The following is an 18,183-nucleotide window of genomic DNA, read 5'->3' as shown; positions in this document are numbered from 1 at the left end:
ATTGGTTATATTTTTGGGCGATCTTGACGGGGCTTTGCCTAATCCACAAGCACCCCGAGAAGATTTTGCATCGCGTGGAAAATACACTCTAGATCGCGAGATACTCCGCCCGCAGTTCGGCATTGTCGAGAACCTCGCGCGCGGTGCCGTCAAAGACGATGCCGCCGGTGTCGAGGATCACGGCACGATCTGACAGTTCGAGCGCGCGCACCGCGTTCTGTTCAACGATCACCGTGGTGATGCCCTGTTGTTTGATCACGTCGAGCGTCTTTTCGATCTCGTCGACGATCACCGGCGCGAGGCCCTCATAGGGTTCGTCCAGAAGCAGAACCTTGATGTCCCGCGCCAGCGCCCGTGCCACGGCGAGCATCTGCTGTTCGCCGCCCGACAGGGTCACGCCCTCTTGTTTGCGCCGTTCGGCGAGGCGCGGGAAGAGATCGTAGAGCCGGTCGAGCGACCAGCCCACCGGCGGCGCGATCTGGGCCAGTTCGAGATTTTCCTCGACGGTGAGGCCGGGGATGATGCGCCGGTCCTCAGGGACAAGACCGATGCCCGCCTGCGCCGCCTGATGGGCGGTCATATTGTGCAGTGGCTGATGGTCGAGCCAGATTTCGCCGCGATGCAGCTGTGGGTTGGCCATCCGCGCGATCGAGCGCAGCGTCGTGGTCTTGCCCGCGCCATTGCGGCCCAGAAGGGCGAGAATCTCGCCTTCATGGACGTTAAAGCTGATGCCTTGGACGATATAGCTCTCGCCGTAATAGGCCTGAAGATCCCAGACCGAGAGATAGGCAGGCGCGGTTTCGGCATGGTTGCCATTGTGGGCGATGTCGGGTTTGACGTTCATCTTTGATCTCTCCTTTGACCCGGCTCAGGCGGTTTCGCCGAGATAGGCTTCGCGCACCTTGGGGTGGCCCTTGATCTTTTCCGGCGTGTCCTCGACCAGCGGCGAGCCCTGGGCCAGCACGGTGATGCGTTCGGCGAGGCTAAAGACCACATGCATATCATGTTCGATGATGGCGATGGTGATGTCGCGCTCGTCCTTGATCTGCTTGAGCAGGTCGATGGTGTTGTTGGTGTCGGCCCGCGCCATGCCGGCGGTGGGTTCGTCCAGCAGCAGGAGGCGGGGGTTCTGGCTCAGGCACATGCCGATTTCGAGGCGGCGCTTGTCGCCCCGGCTCATGGCGGCGGAATGCATGTGTCGCTTGTCGGCCATGTTGAGGCTTTCGAGCATATGTTCCGCCTGCTCGAGAACGTCCCGCTCGCCCGCCGTGCTGGACAGGGCCTGCATCCGGAAGGCGCCGTCGCGCTTGGCGAAAATCGGGATCATCATGTTTTCGAGCACCGAGAGTTCGCCAAAGATTTCAGGCGTTTGAAAGACTCGGCTGATCCCCATCTGACAGATCTCAAAGGGTTTGCGCCCGAGCACGGATTCCCCGTCAAAGAGCACACTGCCGGTGTCGGGGATGAGCTTGCCGATCAGACAGTTGAGCAAGGTGGATTTGCCCGCCCCGTTGGGGCCGATGATGGCATGGACGGTGTTTTCCGCCACGCTCAGGTTCACGTCGCCGAGGGCCTGCAGCCCGCCGAAGCGTTTGTTGACGTTTTTGACCTCTAGGATTCCCATCACACTCTCCTCATTCCGCCGGGGTGGATTGCGCGGATTTCTGGCTGTCGTCGTCGCTCGGACGACGGCGGCGGAAGAGTCGCGCCAGACGTTGACCGCCTTCGACCAGCCCACCGGGCAGGAAGATGATCACCATCATGAACAACAGACCAAGCGACAGGTGCCAGCCTTTGCCCACGAAGAAATGCAGCACGCCGACAAAGGCGTTTTCCAGCCCGTCGGGCATGAAGGACAGCCATTGGTGCAGCACCTCGTCGTTGATCTTGCTCAGGATGTTCTTGAAGTATTCGTTGAAGCCCGCGCCGAGGATTGGCCCGATGAGCGTGCCGACACCGCCGAGGATCGCCATGATCACGATCTCGCCACTGGCGGTCCAGTGCATCCGCTCGGCGCCCGCAAGCGGGTCCATCGAGCTCAGCAAGCCGCCAGCAAGCCCGGCATAGATGCCCGAGATGACAAAGGCCGCGAGCGTGTAGGGACGGCTCGACAGGCCGGTATAGTTCATCCGCTGCTGGTTCGATTTCACCGCGCGCAGCATCATGCCAAAGGGCGAGCGGAAGATGCGGATCGAGATGTAGAAGGAGATCAGCATGATGATCCCGGCGAGGTAGTAGCCCGCGTTGAAGGTAAAGAGCCAGCCGCCGATTTCGAGGTTGAAGCTGTCGCGCATGGCGATGCCAAAGAAATTGGTCACCGGGATCGAGCCATCCGCCGTCACGCTTTCGCCCAGCACACGCGGGTCGTCGAGCAGCAGCTGCAGGCCGGTTTCGCCATTGGTCAGGTTAAAGTTCGACGCCGGATTGCCGAGCACCGAATAGGCGAGGTTGTAGGACATCTGGGCGAAGGCCAGCGTCAGGATCGAGAAATAGATGCCCGAGCGGCGCAGGCTCACATAGCCGATGAGCAGCGCGAAGAGCCCGGCCACCACCATCGACAGCAGGATCGCAGGCACGACATTCATGCCCACCAGCTTGAACACCCAGACCGCCGCATAAGAGCCCACGCCGAGAAAGGCCGCGTGGCCGAAGGACAGATAACCGGTGAGGCCGAAGAGGATGTTGAAGCCGATGACCAGGATGCCGAAGATTACGAAACGCTGCATCAGGTCGGGGTAGCCCGCGTTGAACATCTGCGCCATCGCGGTGCCTTCGGGGAAGGGGTTGAGGATGAAAGGCGCCAGCAATGTCATCGCCGCGACGATGAGGAACAGGCGGGTGTCTTTTTGGTTCAGTCCGAACATGGATTATTCCTCCATCACGCCGGGGCGGCCCATGAGGCCACGGGGACGGGTGAGAATGATGATGATGGCGACGAGATAGATGATGATCTGGTCGATGCCGGGGAAGATCGCCTTGATCTCGTTCATCGAGGCAAAGGCCTCGAGAATGCCGAGCAGGAACCCGGCGAGAACGGCGCCGGGCAGGCTGCCCATGCCGCCGACGACGACCACCACGAAGCTCAGCACCAGAAAATCCATGCCCATGTGGTAGTTGGGTGAATTGATCGGGGCGTACATCACGCCTGCGAGCCCTGCCACCGCGGCGGCGACGCCGAACATGATGGTAAAGCGGCGGTCGATGTTGATGCCGAGAAGTTCCACGGTTTCGCGGTCGGCCATGCCGGCGCGCACCACCATCCCGAAGGTCGTGTAGCGCAGGAAGGCAAAGACGCCGCCGATGATCACCGCAGCAAAGGCGAAATAGACCATGCGCCAATAGGGGTAGATGATCGTGTTGGGATCAAAGCCGAACATCGAGCCGAAATCGAACGACCCTCGAAAGGCGGCGGGGGCGCCGGTGGGGATTGGGTTGGCGCCGTAGAAGGCCTTGATGATCTCTTGCAGGACGATGGCGAGACCAAAGGTCACGAGGATCTGGTCGGCATGGGGGCGCTTGTAGAAATGCTTGATCAGCCCGCGCTCCATCACATAGCCGATGAGCAGCATCACCGGGATCGCGAAGAGGATGGCCAGCGGCACGGACCAGTCGATGATTGCCGCCCCGGTCTCGGGGCCGAACCAGCTTTCGACATAGGGGGTTTTGACCTTGAGCGGATTGCCAAGGAAGTCTTTTTGCGTCTCGTCGATGGTGATCGTGCTGAGCGTCAGGATGCGTTGCAGCGTCACCGCGCAAAACGCCCCGATCATGAACAGCGCGCCATGCGCAAAGTTCACCACGCCGAGCGTGCCGAAGATGAGTGTCAGGCCGAGCGCGATGAGCGCATAGGCCGAGCCCTTGTCGAGCCCGTTGAGTATCTGAAGGAGGATGGCGTCCATGGTCCCCGCCTTGCATAAGAGTGTCCAGTGCCGTGCCCGCGAAGCAACGCAGACCGACGGCTGGAAGGAATTGGGTTTTCGGTGTCCTGGGGTCGGGTGGGCATCGCTGCCCACCCGGGTCTAGGCTCAGGCGCCGGGGTTGCAGGAGCCGAGGCTGCCGCCTGCAAACATCGGGTGATCAGGTGCGTATTCCACCTGGGCCCGCGGGGTGACCTCGACCACTTCGAGAAGGTCGAATTCGCTGGTCGGGTTTTCCTTCCCGCGCACCACCAGAACATCCTTGAAGCACTGGTGATCTTCGGCACGGTAGAGCGTCGGACCGTTGCCCAGACCGTCGAACTCATAGCCCTCAAGGGCTTCGGCGACGGCGCAGGGGTTGAAGGATCCGGCGCGTTCCACGGCATCCGCATAGAGCAGGGTCTGCACATAGCAGGTGTGCGCCGCCTGGCTCGGCGGGAAGCCGTATTTTTCGCCGAAGGATTTGACGAAGGTTTTCGAGCCTTCATCGGTGAGTGACCAATGCCAGTTGGTCGAGCCGAGGATGCCCTTGACGTTTTCGCCGGCACCCTTGGCCATCAGGCGCGAGTAGAGCGGCACGACGATTTCGAAGTTCTTGCCGTTCACCTGCTTGTCGCGCAGGCCGAATTGCACAGCGTTGGTGAGCGAGTTCACCATGTTGCCGCCGTAGTGGTTGAGCACGAGCACATCGGCGCCCGAGTTCATGACCGGGCCGATATAGGACGAGAAGTCGGTGGCGGCGAGCGGTGTGCGCACCTTTTCCACGGTTTCCCAGCCCATGGCCTCGGTCGCGGCCGCGATCGATTCCTCCTGGGTCCAGCCCCAGGTGTAGTCGGCTGTCAGGTGATAGGCCTTGCGGTCATTGCCATACATGCTCTCGAGCACGGGGGCGAGGGCGGCGGCGGACATGTAGCCGTTGAAGAAGTGGCGGAAGCCGTTGGCTTTCTTGTCCTTGCCGGTGGTGTCGTTCGAGTGGGTGAGACCGGCCATGAAGATGACGCCTGCCTCTTGGCAGAGGCCCTGCACGGCAATGGCCACGCCCGAGGACGAGCCGCCGGTGATCATCACCGCGCCATCTTTTTCGATCATGGATTTGGCGCTGGCACGGGCCGCGTCGGATTTGGTCTGGGTGTCGCCGGTGACAAACTCGACCTTCTTGCCGAGGACGCCATTGCCCTGCAGCACCTTGGACGAAAACGTGTTCATCATGCCGCCATCGCCGCCACCGTTGAGGTGTTCGACCGCGAGCTTGTAGGCGCGCAGCTCGTCAGCGCCCTCGTCAGCATAGGGGCCGGATTGCGGCACGTTGAAGCCGAGGGTGACGGTGCTCCCGGTGGGTTCGTTGGTAAAGGCTGCAGCCGATGAGGCCGTAAAGATCGTCGGCAGTGCCAGACCTGCGCCGGCAATGCCGCTGGTCTTCAACAGGCCACGACGCGTGAAGTTCGATTTTGACATGAAGTCCTCCCAAATTTTTATCTCCATCCGCGGCGACATCTCCTCCATGTCGCAGTGAATGGGCACGATTGTGCAAAAGCATTATTTCATCGCGTAAGAAAATTTCTCAATAAAAGCTTTCCCAGTAAGGATTTTTTTGTAAAGTTTTCGACAGGCGGGGTGTGGTTTTTGTAAAAAAATTCGCAAACCCGGGCTGGAGAGGTTGGAAACATGGCAGAAATTGCCCTAGCGGAAACCGGGCTGATCGGGACGAGAGTGCGGGAAAGACGGCTGGCGCTGGCGTTGAAACAGACCGATCTGGCGCGCGCGGCAGAGATTTCGCCCTCCTATCTCAATCTGATCGAACACAACCGGCGCAGAATCGGCGGCTCGCTCGTGTTGCGGCTGGCGCGGGCGCTGGGGGTCGAACCGGCGCTCTTGACGCAAGGGGCGGCGGCGGGGCTTGTCTCCGGGGTGCAGGCGGCGGCGCAGGGGTATCCAGAGCTGGCGCTCGATGTGGAGGAGGCGGCCGAGCTGGCCGAGCGGTTCCCGGGTTGGGCCGAGCTGATCACCAAGGATCAGGCGCGGCTGGCGGAGCTCGAAGAGCAGGTGCAGCGGCTGACCGACCGGCTTGCCCATGATCCCGATCTGGCCGGCAGGCTGCATGAGGTGCTGAGCATGGTGACCGCGATCCGCTCCTCGGCCTCGATCCTGATGGAGACGCCCGAGCTCGAACCCGAGTGGCAGCACAGGTTTCACCGCAATATCAACGAGGACAGCGACCGGCTTGCCCAAGGGGCGGAGGCGCTGGTCGCATATCTCGATGCGCCGGTGGGGCAGGCAGGGCAGATGCAAACGCCGCTCGACGAGGTCGATGGGTTTTGGGCGGCACATGGGCACCATTTCCCCCAGATCGAGGCGCAGGGGCCCGGGGCCGTGGCGGAGCTGATCGCGGCGAGCGATGTTCTGGTGTCCGAGCAGGCGCGCGCCATGGCCCGCGAGCGGCTCGGCCACTATGCACAGGAGGCCGAGGCGCTGCCTTTGGCAGAGATTGCAGCGGCGGTGGCGGATCAGGGCACGGATGTTTTGCGCTTGGCGCAGCATCTCGATCAGCCGGTCGCGCGGGTGATGCGCCGCCTGTCGCATCTGCCGCAGGAGGTGATTGGAGAGCTCGGATATCTGAGCTGTGATGGCGCGGGGGCGATCCTGTCGCGGCGGGCCATTGCGGGCTTTGCCATGCCGCGCGGCTCGGGCGGCTGCCCGCGCTGGCCGCTCTATCTGGCCTTGGGACAGCCGGGGGCGGTGATCCGGGTCGAAATCCAGCAGGCCGGGCAAGAGGCGCGCCACTTGCTGGCCTATGCGCATGGCGAAATGATCCCGGCGGCGCAATATGGCCAGCCGGCGCTGCACCGGGCGCAGATGATCCTCGTCCCCGCCGAGCGGGGCGACGCCACGCCCTCTGAGCCGGCACGACAGGTGGGGATGACCTGCCGTGTCTGCCCCGTGTCGGGATGCGCCGCGCGGCGCGAGCCGTCGCTGCTGCAAAACCCGGCAGACCGGGGGCCGGCAAAGGAGTTTTGACAGCGGGCAGGGCAATGGTGATAGTGCGAGGCAATGGTTTTGATCGGAGGGGAGGCCGGTTGAATGGGGGCGAAGGTACTTCTGATAGAAGATGAGCCGAACATCACCGAGGCGATCGGCTTTATTCTGTCGCGCGACGGGCTGACGGTGAAGAGCCATTCCAACGGGGTGGACGCGGTCGATGTCGTGCGGCGCGAAGCGCCCGATGTGCTGGTTCTCGATGTGATGCTGCCCGGGCGCAGCGGCTATGACATCCTGCAAGACCTGCGCAATGACGATCAGACCCAAGGCCTGCCGGTGCTCATGCTGACGGCGAGAGGTCAGACGCGCGACCGGGAAATGGCTGAGAAGCTTGGCGCAAGCCGTTACATGAGCAAACCTTTTTCCAATGCGGATGTGTTGCAGGCGGTGCGGGATCTGCTGATGCCATGACGCAGGCCAAAGACCCGATCTATGCCGAGCGGCAAACCTATCGGCGGCGGCGGCTTGGCGATGCGGCGCGGCTGTTGCCGGTGCTCGGGGCCGGGCTCTTTGGTCTGCCGATCTTCTGGCAGGAAACGCCGACGACGCGGGCCTTGATCTATGTGTTTCTGACCTGGGCGCTGCTTTGCATCCTGTCGGGGCTGGTGGCGTGGCGGTTGCGCGCAGATGCGGAGGGTGAGGGCGACGACGGCGCTGATGGCTCTGAAGAGGCAAAACCCGAGCAGGTGACATGAGCATTCTCAACCTGCTGATCGCAGTGTGCCTTGGCTATGTGGTGTTTCTCTTCAGCGTGGCCTTTGCCGCCGACCGTGCAGCGCGGCGGGGACGGGGCGCGTGGCTCCGCTCGCCCATCGTCTATACGCTGTCGCTGTCGATCTATTGCACGGCCTGGACCTTTTACGGGGCGGTCGGGTTTGCGGCGCGCTCGGGGCTCGAGTTCGTGACCATCTATCTCGGGCCGACATTGGTGATGATCGGCTGGTGGGGATTGCTGCGCAAGATGGTGCGGATCGGGCGCAGTCAGCGCATCACTTCTATCGCCGACATGATCTCTTCGCGTTATGGCAAGTCGAACCTGCTGGCGGTGATTGTCACCTTGATCGCGGTCATCGGCACGACGCCTTATATCGCCTTGCAGCTGCAATCGGTGACCCTGTCGATCAACGCCTTTGCGCAGGTCGATCTGCCGGGGGATCAGGTGAGCGAGACCGGGACCACAGGGTTTTTGATCGCGGCGGGGCTGGCACTTTTTACTGTGCTCTTTGGGACGCGGAACCTTGATGTGAACGAACGGCATCACGGGGTCGTCATGGCGATTGCGGTGGAGGCGGTGATCAAGCTCTGTGCGCTCTTGGCGGTCGGGGTGTTTGTGGTCTGGGGCCTCGGCGGCGGACCGGCGGATATTCTGGCGCGGGTGGATGCGTCGGATATCGCGCGGTGGGAGGTGAGCAACAGCCGTTGGATCGGGCTGACCATGCTGTCAGCGGCGGCGTTTCTGTGCCTGCCGCGGATGTTTCAGGTCATGGTGGTCGAGAACCAGGATGAGAGCCATCTGCGCACCGCCGCCTGGGCCTTTCCCACCTATCTCATGCTGATGAGCCTGTTCGTGATCCCGATTGCGGTGATGGGGCTCGACCTGCTGCCCGAGGACAGCAATCCGGATCTCTTTGTTCTGACGCTGCCCTTGATGCATGGGCAGGACGGGCTGGCGATCTTTAGCTTTCTGGGCGGGTTTTCCTCGGCCACCTCGATGGTGATCGTGGCGGCGATTGCCCTGTCGACCATGGTGTCGAACCATATCGTGATGCCGGTCTGGCTTCGGATGACGGGTGGCACGGCGATGATGTCGGGGGATGTGCGCAGCGTGGCGCTCTTGGCGCGGCGTCTGTCCATCGCAGCGGTGGTCTTCCTTGGCTATCTCTATTTCCGTCTCTCAGGCGGCGGCACGGCGCTTGCGGCCATCGGGCTCATCGCTTTTGTCGGGGTGGCGCAGTTCTTGCCCGCGCTGCTCGGTGGTCTCATCTGGCGCGGTGCGACCCGCAGCGGGGCGCTGGCGGGGGTCTCGATCGGCTTTGTCACCTGGGCCTATTGCCTGTTCCTGCCGAGCTTTGGGCCAGATGTGCTGATCCCGGCGGAAGTGATGCAGGCGGGGCCTTGGGGCATCGGCTGGCTGCGGCCCTATGCGCTCTTTGGGACGGAGGGGATCGACAATGTGGTGCATGCGGTGCTGTGGAGCCTATCTCTCAACGTGGCGGCCTTTGTCGGGGTGTCGCTGCTGAGCTTTCCGACTCCGGTGGAGCGTCTGCAGGGCGCGCAGTTTGTGAATATCTTTGACCATTCCGGCACCTCTGGGGGCTGGAACGCGGGCATGGCGCAGAGCGAAGACCTGTTGATCATGGCGCAGCGGATCATGGGACCGGACGAGGCGCGCAAGCTCTTTGCGCGGTCGGCACAGCTTCAGGGGCTGCCGGGGTTTTTGCCAGAGCCGTCGCCCGAATTCATCGAACTTCTGGAGCGTGAGCTGTCGGGCTCGGTCGGCGCGGCGACGGCCCATGCGATGATTTCGCAGATCATCGGCGGCGCGAATGTGTCGGTCGAGGATCTTCTCGCCGTGGCCGACGAGACGGCGCAGATCATGGAATATTCCTCGCAGCTCGAAGCGAAGTCCAATGAGCTGGCCGACACCGCCCGCCAGCTGCGCGAGGTGAATGACAAGCTCACCAAGCTGTCGGTGCAAAAAGACGCGTTCCTCAGCCAGATCAGCCATGAGCTTCGCACGCCGATGACCTCGATCCGCTCGTTTTCGGAAATCCTGCGCGACACTCAGGGCCTCGATGCCGGGGCGCAGGCGAAATATGCGGGGATCATTCATGATGAGACGCTGCGGCTGACCCGGCTGCTCGATGATCTGCTGGATCTGAGCGTGCTGGAAAGCGGGACGGTCGTTTTGAACCCCGGGCGTGCGCGTCTGGGCGATCTGCTCGACCGGGCTATTGACGCGACCGGCGGGCTCGACGCGCGGCTGCGCATCCTGCGGGAGGCGGCGCGCGAAGATATCGTGGTGGACACCGATCTCGACCGGCTGGTGCAAGTGTTCATCAACCTGATCGCCAATTGCCGGAAATATTGCGATGCGCCGCAACCCGAGCTGCGGATCGACGTCGCGCAGCGGGACGACATCGTGCAGGTGATCTTTGCCGACAATGGGACGGGCGTGCCGGAGGAGCTGCAGAGCATTATCTTCGAGAAATTCGTGCGGGTCGGCGAAACCAAGGCCGGCGGCGCGGGGCTGGGACTGGCGATCTGTCGCGAGATCATGACGCGGCTGCGGGGCGAGATTGTCTGCCTGCCCAAGCAGCAGGGCGGCGGATTTCTCGTGAGTTTTCCGGTGGCGGGCGGGCTGCAGGCTGCCGGGGAAAACGTCGCCGATTAAGAGGTTGATAACCTCGCCTGACGTAGGCTGAGCCTGCCTCCCGTTTCAGGACATCGGTGCTTCTATGGATTCGGTCGCGACCGACACAGTCAAACACAGAAAGGCGCGTGCGGCCCGAGAGGGGTTTGATGCGCGGGCCATGTCGCCGGCCAAGGCGTTGCGTGTCGGGCTGGGCAAGGCCGCGGATGGCACGCTTGGCCTCGCGCTCTCTGTCTCGACGGTGGAACAATCGCGGCTGTCGCAAAAGGACCTGCCCGAAGTTTTGGCCGGGACCGGGCTCACCTGTCTCGTCGAGGATGATCGGGGGCGGCGCGGGGCCGTGCGGCTCGATTTTCCGGCGCTGAGCGCGGTGATCGAAATTCAGACCATCGGTCGCGTGGCCGAACGCGAGGTGGTTGAACGCCCGCTCACCCGCACCGATGCGGCGCTCTGCGCGCCGCTGCTCGATGCGGTGTTCGAGGCGTTCGAGACGGGGGCCGAGGACCTGCCCGATGGCCAGAGCTGGCAGGGCTATCGCTTTGGCGCGATGGCCGAGGATGCGCATTCCCTGAGCCTCGCGCTGGAGGCGGATCAGTATCACCTTTTTCGGGTTGGCGTGATGCTGGGCGAGGCCAAGCGCGCCGGGGTCTATGAGCTCTTGCTGCCGGTGATGGACGCGCCACAGGTCTCCAAGGAAAAGCCGGGGCGGCCGCGGGACGAGCCGCGCGCGCTCAGCCCGGTGGTCATGGGCGCGCCGGTGACACTGCAGGCCATTCTCGCGCGGCATTCCATCCCGCTCGAGAAGGCCTTGTCGCTCAAGGCCGGCGATCAGCTCATCGTGCCGGGAAGTGGTGCGATGGCGCTGCGGCTCGAGGCGCCGGGCGGGCATTTGGTCTCAGACGGGCGGTTGGGCCAAGTGAACGGGATGCGGGCGATAAGGCTGCGCAAACAGCCGTCGCATCAGCCCGCCGAGCCGGATCAGAAAAACCCAGCTGCGGCGAAACCGGCGCCGGCCACGCGGGCCAGAGCACGGCCCGTCGCGCCACAAAGTGATCCGGTGCCGACGCCCCGAGAGGCACAAAAGACAGTGGGGTCAGCGGATTGAGGGGCGAGATCAATTTGGACCAAGCGCATGCGGCAAATGACATGCGAGCAATTCCGCCGAGTTTTTCAACCAGCGGTAAGCATAGGCGACGATTCGGAGGAAATCTGATATGAGAGATAAAGATTGCATCAGCGGGGGCTGCTCCCCGCGACACCAGGGGGGGAGACTGATGACCGGATCACATGACGAGACCTTTGGCGCATTGTTGCAGAGGATTGAAAGGGCATCCGCGCCCGCGCGCTACGCGCATATCCCGACGCTGCGGCGCATGATTGCTGCGCAATCCAGCTCGGGGCAGCCGGCACCCTGTCAGGCGCGGGCCATGTTGCGGCGGCTCGAGGAGGAAGCGGCGGAAGACATGTTCGACAACATGCCTGTCTGACATCCTTCAAGTCACAGATTGCCTTTTGACAGACATCTCTGTTCTAAACTGTTCAGGCCGCATGCGTCACGGCGGCCGGTGGTTTGGTGTGTGGAGGTGATATGTCAGGACTGATCCGACAGGCGGATGGCGTTGCCATTCTGGAGCTGCCCGCAGGGCCGGAGGGCTATTTGACCGGCGAAATGTGCCGGGATGTGTTGCGGGCGCTTGATGATTTGGCTGGCCGTTTGGAGCGCGGCGAAACCGATGCCGCGGGTCTTGTTCTGCGTGGGGCGGGGCAGGAGTTTTGCCGAGGCTTCGATCCCGTGGCAGAAGAGGGTGACGCCGCGCGAGAAGCGCTGGCGGCGCTCTGCACTGGATTGGAGGCTTTCCCCGTTCCGACCGTCGCGTGTCTCGACGGGCTCGTGAGCGGGGCCGGGGTGGCATTGGCTCTGGCCGCCCATGGCCGAGTGGCGACCCGAGAGGCACGGCTGATCTGTCCCGAAGTGGGCTTTGGCCTGATCCCGGGCGGGGGCAGCACGCAACGGCTGCCGCGACTTGTTGGGGCGGATACCGCGCTTCAGATGATGATCGACGGGCGGCTGCATCGGGCCGGTGATCCAGCGCTTGCGGCAGTGATCGACGGGATCGAGGATGAGGCCCCGCTGGCACAGGCGATCAAGCTGGCAAAAACGCTCGCCCCATCGCGGCGAACTTCTTTGCGAGAGGACGGGCTGCGCCAGCCCGGGGCTTATTTCGCAGCAATAGCCGCACATCGCGCCCAGTCCCATGCGCCTGTGACGGCGGCCGCTCAGGCGGTCATTCGCGCGGTGGAGGCGGCGGCACTCTTGCCGTTTGAACGGGGTGTCGCGCTCGAGGAGGTGCTGGCGCAGGATTTGGCCCGGGACGCGGAGGCGCGTGCCGCGCGATACCGGGCCCGGTTGGCGCATTTTGCACGCGCATCGGCGAGGGATGAGCCGCCAAATGATGCGGCAGCGACGTGGGTCAGGCAGGGCTATTGGGCGATCGGGCGCAGTCTCTTGGTCCGAGGGGCACGGCCCGATGCCATTGATGCAGCGGCGCGGCAGATCGGATTTGCCAACGGGCCTTTCGCGATGATGGAGACACATTCCGGCGAGGAGATCGTGCGCGAATTCGATGCCTTCGCACGGGCGAGCGGCTGGCGTGTGCCCGCGAGCGGCTTTGCGCAAGCGTCGCTCGACGAGGCGCTGCTCGGTGGCATTGTCCATGCCGGGATGGTGAATCTCTGCGTGGCGGCGCAGGCAGCCGGGGTGCTGCGGCACACGATGGAGGCGGATGTGATTGCGGCGCGGGACCTTGGGTTTGAGGCCGCAAAAGGCGGCCTGCTCTTTCAGGCGGAAGAACAGGGGCTCCTGCCGCTCTTGCGCGCGTTGCAGGGGCTGCGGGCCGAGGCCGCATCGGTTCTGGCACCGGTGCCGGAGTTCTCGCGCATGGTGAATGAGGGGCGGCGCCTCTTTGATGAGGTCACGCCGAGGAACGCCAGCCTCGCCGGGGCTTAGCCCGAGAACACGATACCGAGCACCACGACCATCAGGCCCAGAACTGAGAGCAGCAGGGCGCCGGTGTTGACCGGGACCACCCGTTGCAATTCCGCGCGCAGCGCCTCTTCGGAGAGACCCGCCTTGCGGGCGCGCCAGACCCGAGCAATGCACCAGAGCAGACCGCCGAGGCCGGTGGCAGAGATGGCGGCGCCAATCCAGATGAGGAAGTCCATGTCCACGGTCCCTTGTGCGGTGCAATCGGTTCAGATGCTGCGCCGGGTAAATGACTTCGGCCCGGCTGGCAAGGGTGCGAAACGGGCTTGCGAGCGTTCTGAGCCCGCGTTAGGCAGATAAAAAAGCCAGAATGGAGACATCACATGCAGGATGCCGAGAGCAGTTACCGGGTCACCGCCGACGAGTTGCGCCAGTTCATAGAGCGGTTCGAGCGGCTGGAAGCCGAGAAAAAGGATGTGGCCGAGCAGCAAAAGGAAGTCATGGCCGAGGCCAAGGCCCGGGGCTATGACACCAAGGTCATGCGCAAGGTCATCGCGCTGCGCAAGCGCGACAAGGACGACATTGCCGAAGAAGAGGCCGTGCTCGAGATGTACAAAGAAGCGCTCGGCATGGGGTAAGGCCCCGCGCAGGGGCGGCCTCGCGCCTCACCAGACATGAAAAAAGCCGCGCAAGATGTTGCGCGGCTTTCTTTTTTGCTGAGGACAGAGGCTTAGGCCTTGTCGTCTTCGTCGGCGTCTTCGGGAAGAACTTCTTCCACGGTTTCGGCCAGATCTTCGTCGTCCGATGCGGCAGCGCCGATATCGTCGAAGAGTTCCGCGATCTCGTAATCAGCTGCGGCTTCTTCTTCCGCGGCCAGTTCCTGGATCGATTTGCCCGACGCTTGCAGCTCGGCCTCTTCGGGCGAACGTGCGACGTTGAGGACAACGGTGGCTTCGACTTCGGGGTGCAGGCTGACGATGACTTCGTGCAGACCCAGTTCCTTGATCGGCGAGGTCAGCGACACTTGCTTGCGGTCGACCGAGAAGCCGTTCTCGGTCGCTGCGTCAGCGGCGTCACGGGTTGTGACCGAACCGTAGAGCGCGCCCGAATCCGCGGCTTGGCGAATCACGACGAACTGTTGACCGTCGAGGTTTGCCGCCAGGCTTTCGGCTTCTTTCTTGGTTTCCAGGTTGCGCGCTTCGAGCTGCGCTTTCTGGTCCTCGAAATTGGCGATGTTCTCTTTCGAGGCGGTCAGCGCCTTGCCCTGACGGAGCAGGTAGTTGCGCGCGTAGCCGGCTTTGACGTCGACCACTTCGCCCATCTGGCCGAGCTTGGCCACGCGTTCGAGAAGGATAACTTGCATGGTTCTCTCCTTACTTCACAGCGTAGGGCAGCAGGGCGAGGAAGCGGGCGCGTTTGATGGCACGGGCCAGTTCACGCTGCTTCTTTGCCGAAACGGCAGTGATGCGCGAGGGCACGATCTTGCCACGCTCAGAGATGTAGCGTTGCAGCAGTTTCGTGTCTTTGTAGTCGATCTTCGGCGCGTTCTCACCCGAGAAGGGGCAAACTTTACGACGGCGGAAAAATGGTTTTGCAGCCATGGGTTAGTCTCCTTCTCTTACGCGCGGCGCTCGCGGCGTTCGCCACGTTCGTCACGTTTTTGCATTTGCACCGAGGGGCCTTCTGCGTGCTCGTCGACCTTGATGGTCAGGACGCGCATCACGTCGTCATGCAGGCGCATGAGGCGTTCCATTTCCTGAACCGCTGCGGCAGGCGCGTCGGATTTCAGAAAGGCGTAATGGCCCTTGCGATTTTTGTTGATCTTGTAGGCCATCGTTTTGACGCCCCAGTACTCGCTCTCGACGACTTTGCCGCCGTTGTCCGAAAGGACCGTCCCGAAATGTTCGACCAGTCCTTCGGCCTGCGTGTTCGACAGGTCCTGACGCGAGATAAAGACATGCTCATAAAGCGGCATGTGTGCTCCATTTCTATCAAGGCGCATTTCATAGGACGGGCTTATGATGTCCGGTTGCGGCCCATCCACGAGAGACTGCGCGGTTCCATAAAGATGCGACCGGACGCGGGCGTTTACCCCGGATCAGGGCAGGGCACAAGGGCTCGCGGTCTTTTGCCGGGTGGTAGGCCTCCGGCGGCGATAGATCAAACGCGAGGGAAAGAACGAGAATTGACCCCAGCATTGCCCAAATCACGGCCCATTTGCCACGGAGACTGAGAGGCGACATATGAAAAGGATCGCCCGATGACCGCCTTGCCCGATACGATCATGCCTGACCGCGCTCTGCCTGTTCTGCCCGAGATTTCCATGGCCGATGAGGAGGGCACGAAACATGTGCTCATCCGGCTGGCCTGTCGGGGGCTCGGGGTGGCGCTCATCATTGCGGCCGCCGGTGTGTGGCTGGTGCCGGTTGCGCCGGGCGATGGCCTGATGCAGATGACCAAGCTGCTGTTTTCGCTGGCCTTCGTGGGGCTTGGCCTGCTCGGGCTGACCTGGCAGGTCGATGCCGGGCTGCCCGATATCACCATCGATCCCGAGCGTCGCGAGATCCGCATGACCGAATTTGACGCCAAGGGCCGGGTGCGGTCGGAGCTGTCGCATCGCTTTGACGATCTGAGCGATGTGGTGCTGCGGGATGACTGGCTGACAGCGCGGGATGGCCATGGGCGGCTGCTGGTATCCCTGCCGGTGCGCGATCCGCGCGCGGTCAAGGCGTTGCGTGCGGCCTTTCGCTAAGCGCCTGAGATAAGCGGCGTAACCCTCTTGAAAAGCGGCGGGAAAATGGCGGATTTCCGCCGTGCCCCGCTCTGTTCGCCGTTCCACACAGAATGTTGACTTCTACAGGGTTGCTGCATCCCCGCAGCACCGTAAGATCATCGGCGACGTTGGTCTTACCAGGAGTAAACAAAATGACGTATCTACCCCGTGCGATGGCAGCGGCCGCAATGGCCATGATGGCAACCACTGCAATGGCAGAGCCGGTGAAATACACGCTCGACGCCAGCCATTCCCAAGTTGTGTTCAGCTATGACCACCTGGGATTTTCGACCACTTACAACATGTTCGGCGGCTTTGAGGGCGAGATCATGTTCGATCAGGACGCGCCCGAGGCCTCGTCCGTGTCGGTGGAAATCCCCGTGATGTCGATGCTGACCGGCTGGGAAAAGCGTGTGGCGCATTTCATGAGCGATGATTTCTTCGGGGCGGAAGAGGGCGATATGATCACCTTTACCTCAACCGGGATTGAGGTGACGGGTGAGAATACGGCGAATATCACGGGCGATCTGACGATCAATGATGTGACGCAGTCGGTGGTTCTCGACACCAAGCTGAACAAGGCGGCGCAGCATCCGATGGCGGGCAAGGATTGGGTCGGGTTTGATGCTACGACGACGATCAAACGGTCGGATTACGGTCTTGGAAAATTCGCCCCGAATGTGGGTGACGAGCTCAACGTGATGATCTCGATCGAGGCGCAGAAAGAGGGCTAAGCCCTTTACTTTACAAGTGTTTACCCCTGCGCGGAGCGATCTGCGCAGGGGTTTCTTTTGCCCACTCGTCACTCAGCCCGGGTGGCGGTCAGGTCGAAGGAGATGACCACGTCGAAGGCGAGCGATCCTTCGTCCGAGACGCTGTCGCCGATGCCGAAGGCGCGGCGGTCGACACTGGTCTTGCCACTGGCTGTGGCGGTGTCGTCCTCGATGGTGAGAGTGACCGGAAAAGACAGCGGAACCTCGATGCTGCGAATGGTCAGTATTCCGTCGGTAACCAGTCGGTCCTCATTTTGACGCAAAACGGCGGCATAGGTGGCGGTGGGAAAGCTGCCACTGGCGAGGAAATCGGGGCCGGTGGCCTGATCCGTGACGCTGCCAAGGCTGAGCGAGCCGGTGTCGATGCTGACCTCGACCGCGCCATGTTTGCCCTCGGCATCCGGGGTCTCGTCATAGGTGATATTGGCGCTCCAATTGGCGAACTGGCCCGAGACCTCCTGACCCATCTGCTGGATCGCGATGGAGAGCTCGCCCGAGGTGACCTGCCATTGACCGGGTTCGGCCTCGGTCTGGGTGACCTGGGCGGCGGGGGCGTCATGGGTGCTGGGGAACCAGCCGAGCTGGTTCGCACCGAGCAGCGCCACGGCCCAGACCGCGAGCGCGCCGAGGATCGGCAGGGCATGGCCCGGTTGCTTGGCCGTGGGTTCGCCACGGGTGTTGCCGGGCAGCATCCGGCGCAGCGTGGCGTCCTTGTCGATCACATGATGTTTGAGCGCGCCCAGGACATGCAGCGCAATCGCACCGATCAGCACCCATTGCAGGATATAATGCAGCGTGGCGAAGAGCTCGGCCACATGCGGGTCTTTGGGCACGAAGGGCAGGCCTTGGCCGAAGGGCCACCAGATCGGTGCAAAGCCGGTGGTCGCCGCGTGGTCGATCCAGCCGGTGAGCGGGACGAGCACCAGAGAGCCATAGAGTAGCCAATGCACGAGCTCGGCCAGGATCGCCTCGGCCCGGTGATCGCCGTTGAGCAAACCGGGCTTGGGCTGGGTCACGGCCCAGAGGATGCGGGCCAGTGCCACGAAAAAGATCGTCACCCCAAGGGTCTTGTGGGTGGAAAAGAGCCAGGCGGCGCGGGCCAGATCGGCGGCGCTCGGCTGGGCCCCGGCGGCCTGCACCGCCTCGGCCTGCCAAGAGGCCACGAGGCCAAAGCCGATGTTGGACAGGATCAGCAGGGCGGTGAGCCAGTGAAAGGTTTTTGCGACCGAGCCGTAGCTGGCGGCGGTGTTGGACGTGGACATATCTCGTCTCCGAAACTCAGGTTGCCGCAATGGTAATCTATTCGCGTAACAGCACAATCACCGCCA

20 protein-coding genes are annotated in these 18,183 nt (G+C 62.8%); 10 read left to right on the top strand and 10 right to left on the bottom strand.

The genetic code is table 11. From position 1 onward, the window contains the following. Positions 1 to 88 precede the first annotated feature (88 nt). The 5 genes from WA237_RS15365 to WA237_RS15345 form a co-directional block, all read right to left on the bottom strand. Entirely contained in the window at positions 89 to 844 is a 756-nt protein-coding gene (locus tag WA237_RS15365; RefSeq protein WP_009812277.1) for an ABC transporter ATP-binding protein, read from the bottom strand. A 24-nt stretch (positions 845 to 868) separates the two neighbouring features. Beyond that, entirely contained in the window at positions 869 to 1,624 is a 756-nt protein-coding gene (locus WA237_RS15360; RefSeq protein ID WP_009812276.1) for an ABC transporter ATP-binding protein, read from the bottom strand. A 10-nt stretch (positions 1,625 to 1,634) separates the two neighbouring features. Continuing rightward, positions 1,635 to 2,864 carry a branched-chain amino acid ABC transporter permease gene (locus WA237_RS15355; RefSeq protein WP_216014658.1) on the bottom strand — a complete coding sequence of 410 codons (1,230 nt, stop codon included), beginning with the start codon at positions 2,862 to 2,864 and terminating at the stop codon, positions 1,635 to 1,637. 3 nt (positions 2,865 to 2,867) lie between these two features. Then, positions 2,868 to 3,899: a branched-chain amino acid ABC transporter permease gene (locus tag WA237_RS15350; RefSeq protein ID WP_009812274.1), complete on the bottom strand. Its 1,032-nt coding sequence runs from the start codon at positions 3,897 to 3,899 to the stop codon at positions 2,868 to 2,870. Positions 3,900 to 4,025: 126 nt separating this feature from the next. Next, entirely contained in the window at positions 4,026 to 5,372 is a 1,347-nt protein-coding gene (locus tag WA237_RS15345) for a substrate-binding protein (RefSeq protein ID WP_040618226.1), read from the bottom strand. A 210-nt stretch (positions 5,373 to 5,582) separates the two neighbouring features. On the opposite strand from WA237_RS15345, the gene WA237_RS15340 reads away from it, so the two are divergent. From WA237_RS15340 to WA237_RS15310, 7 genes are all read left to right on the top strand, one after another. Then, positions 5,583 to 6,932: a short-chain fatty acyl-CoA regulator family protein gene (locus WA237_RS15340; protein WP_336098706.1), complete on the top strand. Its 1,350-nt coding sequence runs from the start codon at positions 5,583 to 5,585 to the stop codon at positions 6,930 to 6,932. A gap of 63 nt (positions 6,933 to 6,995) precedes the next feature. Beyond that, positions 6,996 to 7,364, top strand: coding sequence for a response regulator transcription factor (locus WA237_RS15335; RefSeq protein ID WP_009812271.1), 369 nt, complete (start codon positions 6,996 to 6,998; stop codon positions 7,362 to 7,364). Further along, entirely contained in the window at positions 7,361 to 7,648 is a 288-nt protein-coding gene (locus WA237_RS15330; RefSeq protein WP_336098705.1) for a hypothetical protein, read from the top strand. Before WA237_RS15335 ends, WA237_RS15330 begins: the two co-directional genes overlap by 4 nt. After that, entirely contained in the window at positions 7,645 to 10,347 is a 2,703-nt protein-coding gene (locus WA237_RS15325) for an ATP-binding protein (RefSeq protein ID WP_336098703.1), read from the top strand. Before WA237_RS15330 ends, WA237_RS15325 begins: the two co-directional genes overlap by 4 nt. A gap of 139 nt (positions 10,348 to 10,486) precedes the next feature. Continuing rightward, entirely contained in the window at positions 10,487 to 11,431 is a 945-nt protein-coding gene (locus tag WA237_RS15320; RefSeq protein WP_336098702.1) for a FliM/FliN family flagellar motor switch protein, read from the top strand. Between the two features lie 169 nt (positions 11,432 to 11,600). Continuing rightward, complete coding sequence (locus WA237_RS15315) at positions 11,601 to 11,813, top strand: hypothetical protein (RefSeq protein ID WP_336098700.1); 213 nt, start codon at positions 11,601 to 11,603, stop codon at positions 11,811 to 11,813. A gap of 101 nt (positions 11,814 to 11,914) precedes the next feature. Next, entirely contained in the window at positions 11,915 to 13,333 is a 1,419-nt protein-coding gene (locus WA237_RS15310) for an enoyl-CoA hydratase/isomerase family protein (RefSeq protein ID WP_336098698.1), read from the top strand. Here the strand turns inward: WA237_RS15310 and WA237_RS15305 are convergent. Continuing rightward, complete coding sequence (locus WA237_RS15305) at positions 13,330 to 13,548, bottom strand: hypothetical protein (RefSeq protein ID WP_009812264.1); 219 nt, start codon at positions 13,546 to 13,548, stop codon at positions 13,330 to 13,332. The two genes, WA237_RS15310 and WA237_RS15305, sit on opposite strands and share 4 nt — an antisense overlap. 144 nt (positions 13,549 to 13,692) lie before the next feature. Between WA237_RS15305 and WA237_RS15300 the strand changes: the two genes are divergently transcribed. Then, entirely contained in the window at positions 13,693 to 13,947 is a 255-nt protein-coding gene (locus WA237_RS15300) for a DUF2312 domain-containing protein (RefSeq protein WP_009812263.1), read from the top strand. Positions 13,948 to 14,039: 92 nt separating this feature from the next. On the opposite strand, the gene rplI is transcribed toward WA237_RS15300, so the two are convergent. Genes rplI through rpsF form a run of 3 tightly spaced genes read right to left on the bottom strand, consistent with a single transcriptional unit; the run spans position 14,040 to position 15,284 of the window. Beyond that, positions 14,040 to 14,672: a 50S ribosomal protein L9 gene (gene rplI, locus WA237_RS15295; protein ID WP_009812262.1), complete on the bottom strand. Its 633-nt coding sequence runs from the start codon at positions 14,670 to 14,672 to the stop codon at positions 14,040 to 14,042. A gap of 10 nt (positions 14,673 to 14,682) precedes the next feature. Further along, positions 14,683 to 14,910: a 30S ribosomal protein S18 gene (rpsR, locus tag WA237_RS15290; RefSeq protein WP_009805008.1), complete on the bottom strand. Its 228-nt coding sequence runs from the start codon at positions 14,908 to 14,910 to the stop codon at positions 14,683 to 14,685. 17 nt (positions 14,911 to 14,927) lie between these two features. Next, complete coding sequence (gene rpsF, locus WA237_RS15285) at positions 14,928 to 15,284, bottom strand: 30S ribosomal protein S6 (protein ID WP_009812261.1); 357 nt, start codon at positions 15,282 to 15,284, stop codon at positions 14,928 to 14,930. A 285-nt stretch (positions 15,285 to 15,569) separates the two neighbouring features. On the opposite strand from rpsF, the gene WA237_RS15280 reads away from it, so the two are divergent. After that, positions 15,570 to 16,061, top strand: a complete 492-nt coding sequence (locus tag WA237_RS15280) for a hypothetical protein (protein WP_009812260.1) — start codon at positions 15,570 to 15,572, stop codon at positions 16,059 to 16,061. Positions 16,062 to 16,234: 173 nt separating this feature from the next. Next, a complete protein-coding gene (locus tag WA237_RS15275) occupies positions 16,235 to 16,816 on the top strand; it encodes a YceI family protein (protein ID WP_336098690.1) in 582 nt (193 codons plus the stop codon). Between the two features lie 68 nt (positions 16,817 to 16,884). Here the strand turns inward: WA237_RS15275 and WA237_RS15270 are convergent, their stop codons facing one another. Then, positions 16,885 to 18,117 (bottom strand): cytochrome b/b6 domain-containing protein, encoded by a 1,233-nt coding sequence (locus WA237_RS15270; RefSeq protein WP_336098689.1) that lies wholly within the window; start codon positions 18,115 to 18,117, stop codon positions 16,885 to 16,887. Between the last annotated feature and the right edge of the window lie 66 nt (positions 18,118 to 18,183).

Source organism: Roseovarius sp. CH_XMU1461, assembly GCF_037027165.1.
Lineage (GTDB): Bacteria > Pseudomonadota > Alphaproteobacteria > Rhodobacterales > Rhodobacteraceae > Roseovarius > Roseovarius nubinhibens.
The sequence above is the reverse complement of the archived record's forward strand: the minus strand, read 5'-3'. Positions and strand labels throughout refer to the sequence as shown.

Excerpts from the sequence above, each read along its gene's own strand:
- WA237_RS15365 (WP_009812277.1), bottom strand. The coding sequence starts at position 844 with ATGAACGTCAAACCCGACATCGCCCACAATGGCAACCATGCCGAAACC.
- WA237_RS15360 (WP_009812276.1), bottom strand. The coding sequence starts at position 1,624 with ATGGGAATCCTAGAGGTCAAAAACGTCAACAAACGCTTCGGCGGGCTG.
- WA237_RS15355 (WP_216014658.1), bottom strand. The coding sequence starts at position 2,864 with ATGTTCGGACTGAACCAAAAAGACACCCGCCTGTTCCTCATCGTCGCG.
- WA237_RS15350 (WP_009812274.1), bottom strand. The coding sequence starts at position 3,899 with ATGGACGCCATCCTCCTTCAGATACTCAACGGGCTCGACAAGGGCTCG.
- WA237_RS15345 (WP_040618226.1), bottom strand. The coding sequence starts at position 5,372 with ATGTCAAAATCGAACTTCACGCGTCGTGGCCTGTTGAAGACCAGCGGC.
- WA237_RS15340 (WP_336098706.1), top strand. The coding sequence starts at position 5,583 with ATGGCAGAAATTGCCCTAGCGGAAACCGGGCTGATCGGGACGAGAGTG.
- WA237_RS15335 (WP_009812271.1), top strand. The coding sequence starts at position 6,996 with ATGGGGGCGAAGGTACTTCTGATAGAAGATGAGCCGAACATCACCGAG.
- WA237_RS15330 (WP_336098705.1), top strand. The coding sequence starts at position 7,361 with ATGACGCAGGCCAAAGACCCGATCTATGCCGAGCGGCAAACCTATCGG.
- WA237_RS15325 (WP_336098703.1), top strand. The coding sequence starts at position 7,645 with ATGAGCATTCTCAACCTGCTGATCGCAGTGTGCCTTGGCTATGTGGTG.
- WA237_RS15320 (WP_336098702.1), top strand. The coding sequence starts at position 10,487 with ATGTCGCCGGCCAAGGCGTTGCGTGTCGGGCTGGGCAAGGCCGCGGAT.
- WA237_RS15315 (WP_336098700.1), top strand. The coding sequence starts at position 11,601 with ATGACCGGATCACATGACGAGACCTTTGGCGCATTGTTGCAGAGGATT.
- WA237_RS15310 (WP_336098698.1), top strand. The coding sequence starts at position 11,915 with ATGTCAGGACTGATCCGACAGGCGGATGGCGTTGCCATTCTGGAGCTG.
- WA237_RS15305 (WP_009812264.1), bottom strand. The coding sequence starts at position 13,548 with ATGGACTTCCTCATCTGGATTGGCGCCGCCATCTCTGCCACCGGCCTC.
- WA237_RS15300 (WP_009812263.1), top strand. The coding sequence starts at position 13,693 with ATGCAGGATGCCGAGAGCAGTTACCGGGTCACCGCCGACGAGTTGCGC.
- rplI (WP_009812262.1), bottom strand. The coding sequence starts at position 14,672 with ATGCAAGTTATCCTTCTCGAACGCGTGGCCAAGCTCGGCCAGATGGGC.
- rpsR (WP_009805008.1), bottom strand. The coding sequence starts at position 14,910 with ATGGCTGCAAAACCATTTTTCCGCCGTCGTAAAGTTTGCCCCTTCTCG.
- rpsF (WP_009812261.1), bottom strand. The coding sequence starts at position 15,284 with ATGCCGCTTTATGAGCATGTCTTTATCTCGCGTCAGGACCTGTCGAAC.
- WA237_RS15280 (WP_009812260.1), top strand. The coding sequence starts at position 15,570 with ATGACCGCCTTGCCCGATACGATCATGCCTGACCGCGCTCTGCCTGTT.
- WA237_RS15275 (WP_336098690.1), top strand. The coding sequence starts at position 16,235 with ATGACGTATCTACCCCGTGCGATGGCAGCGGCCGCAATGGCCATGATG.
- WA237_RS15270 (WP_336098689.1), bottom strand. The coding sequence starts at position 18,117 with ATGTCCACGTCCAACACCGCCGCCAGCTACGGCTCGGTCGCAAAAACC.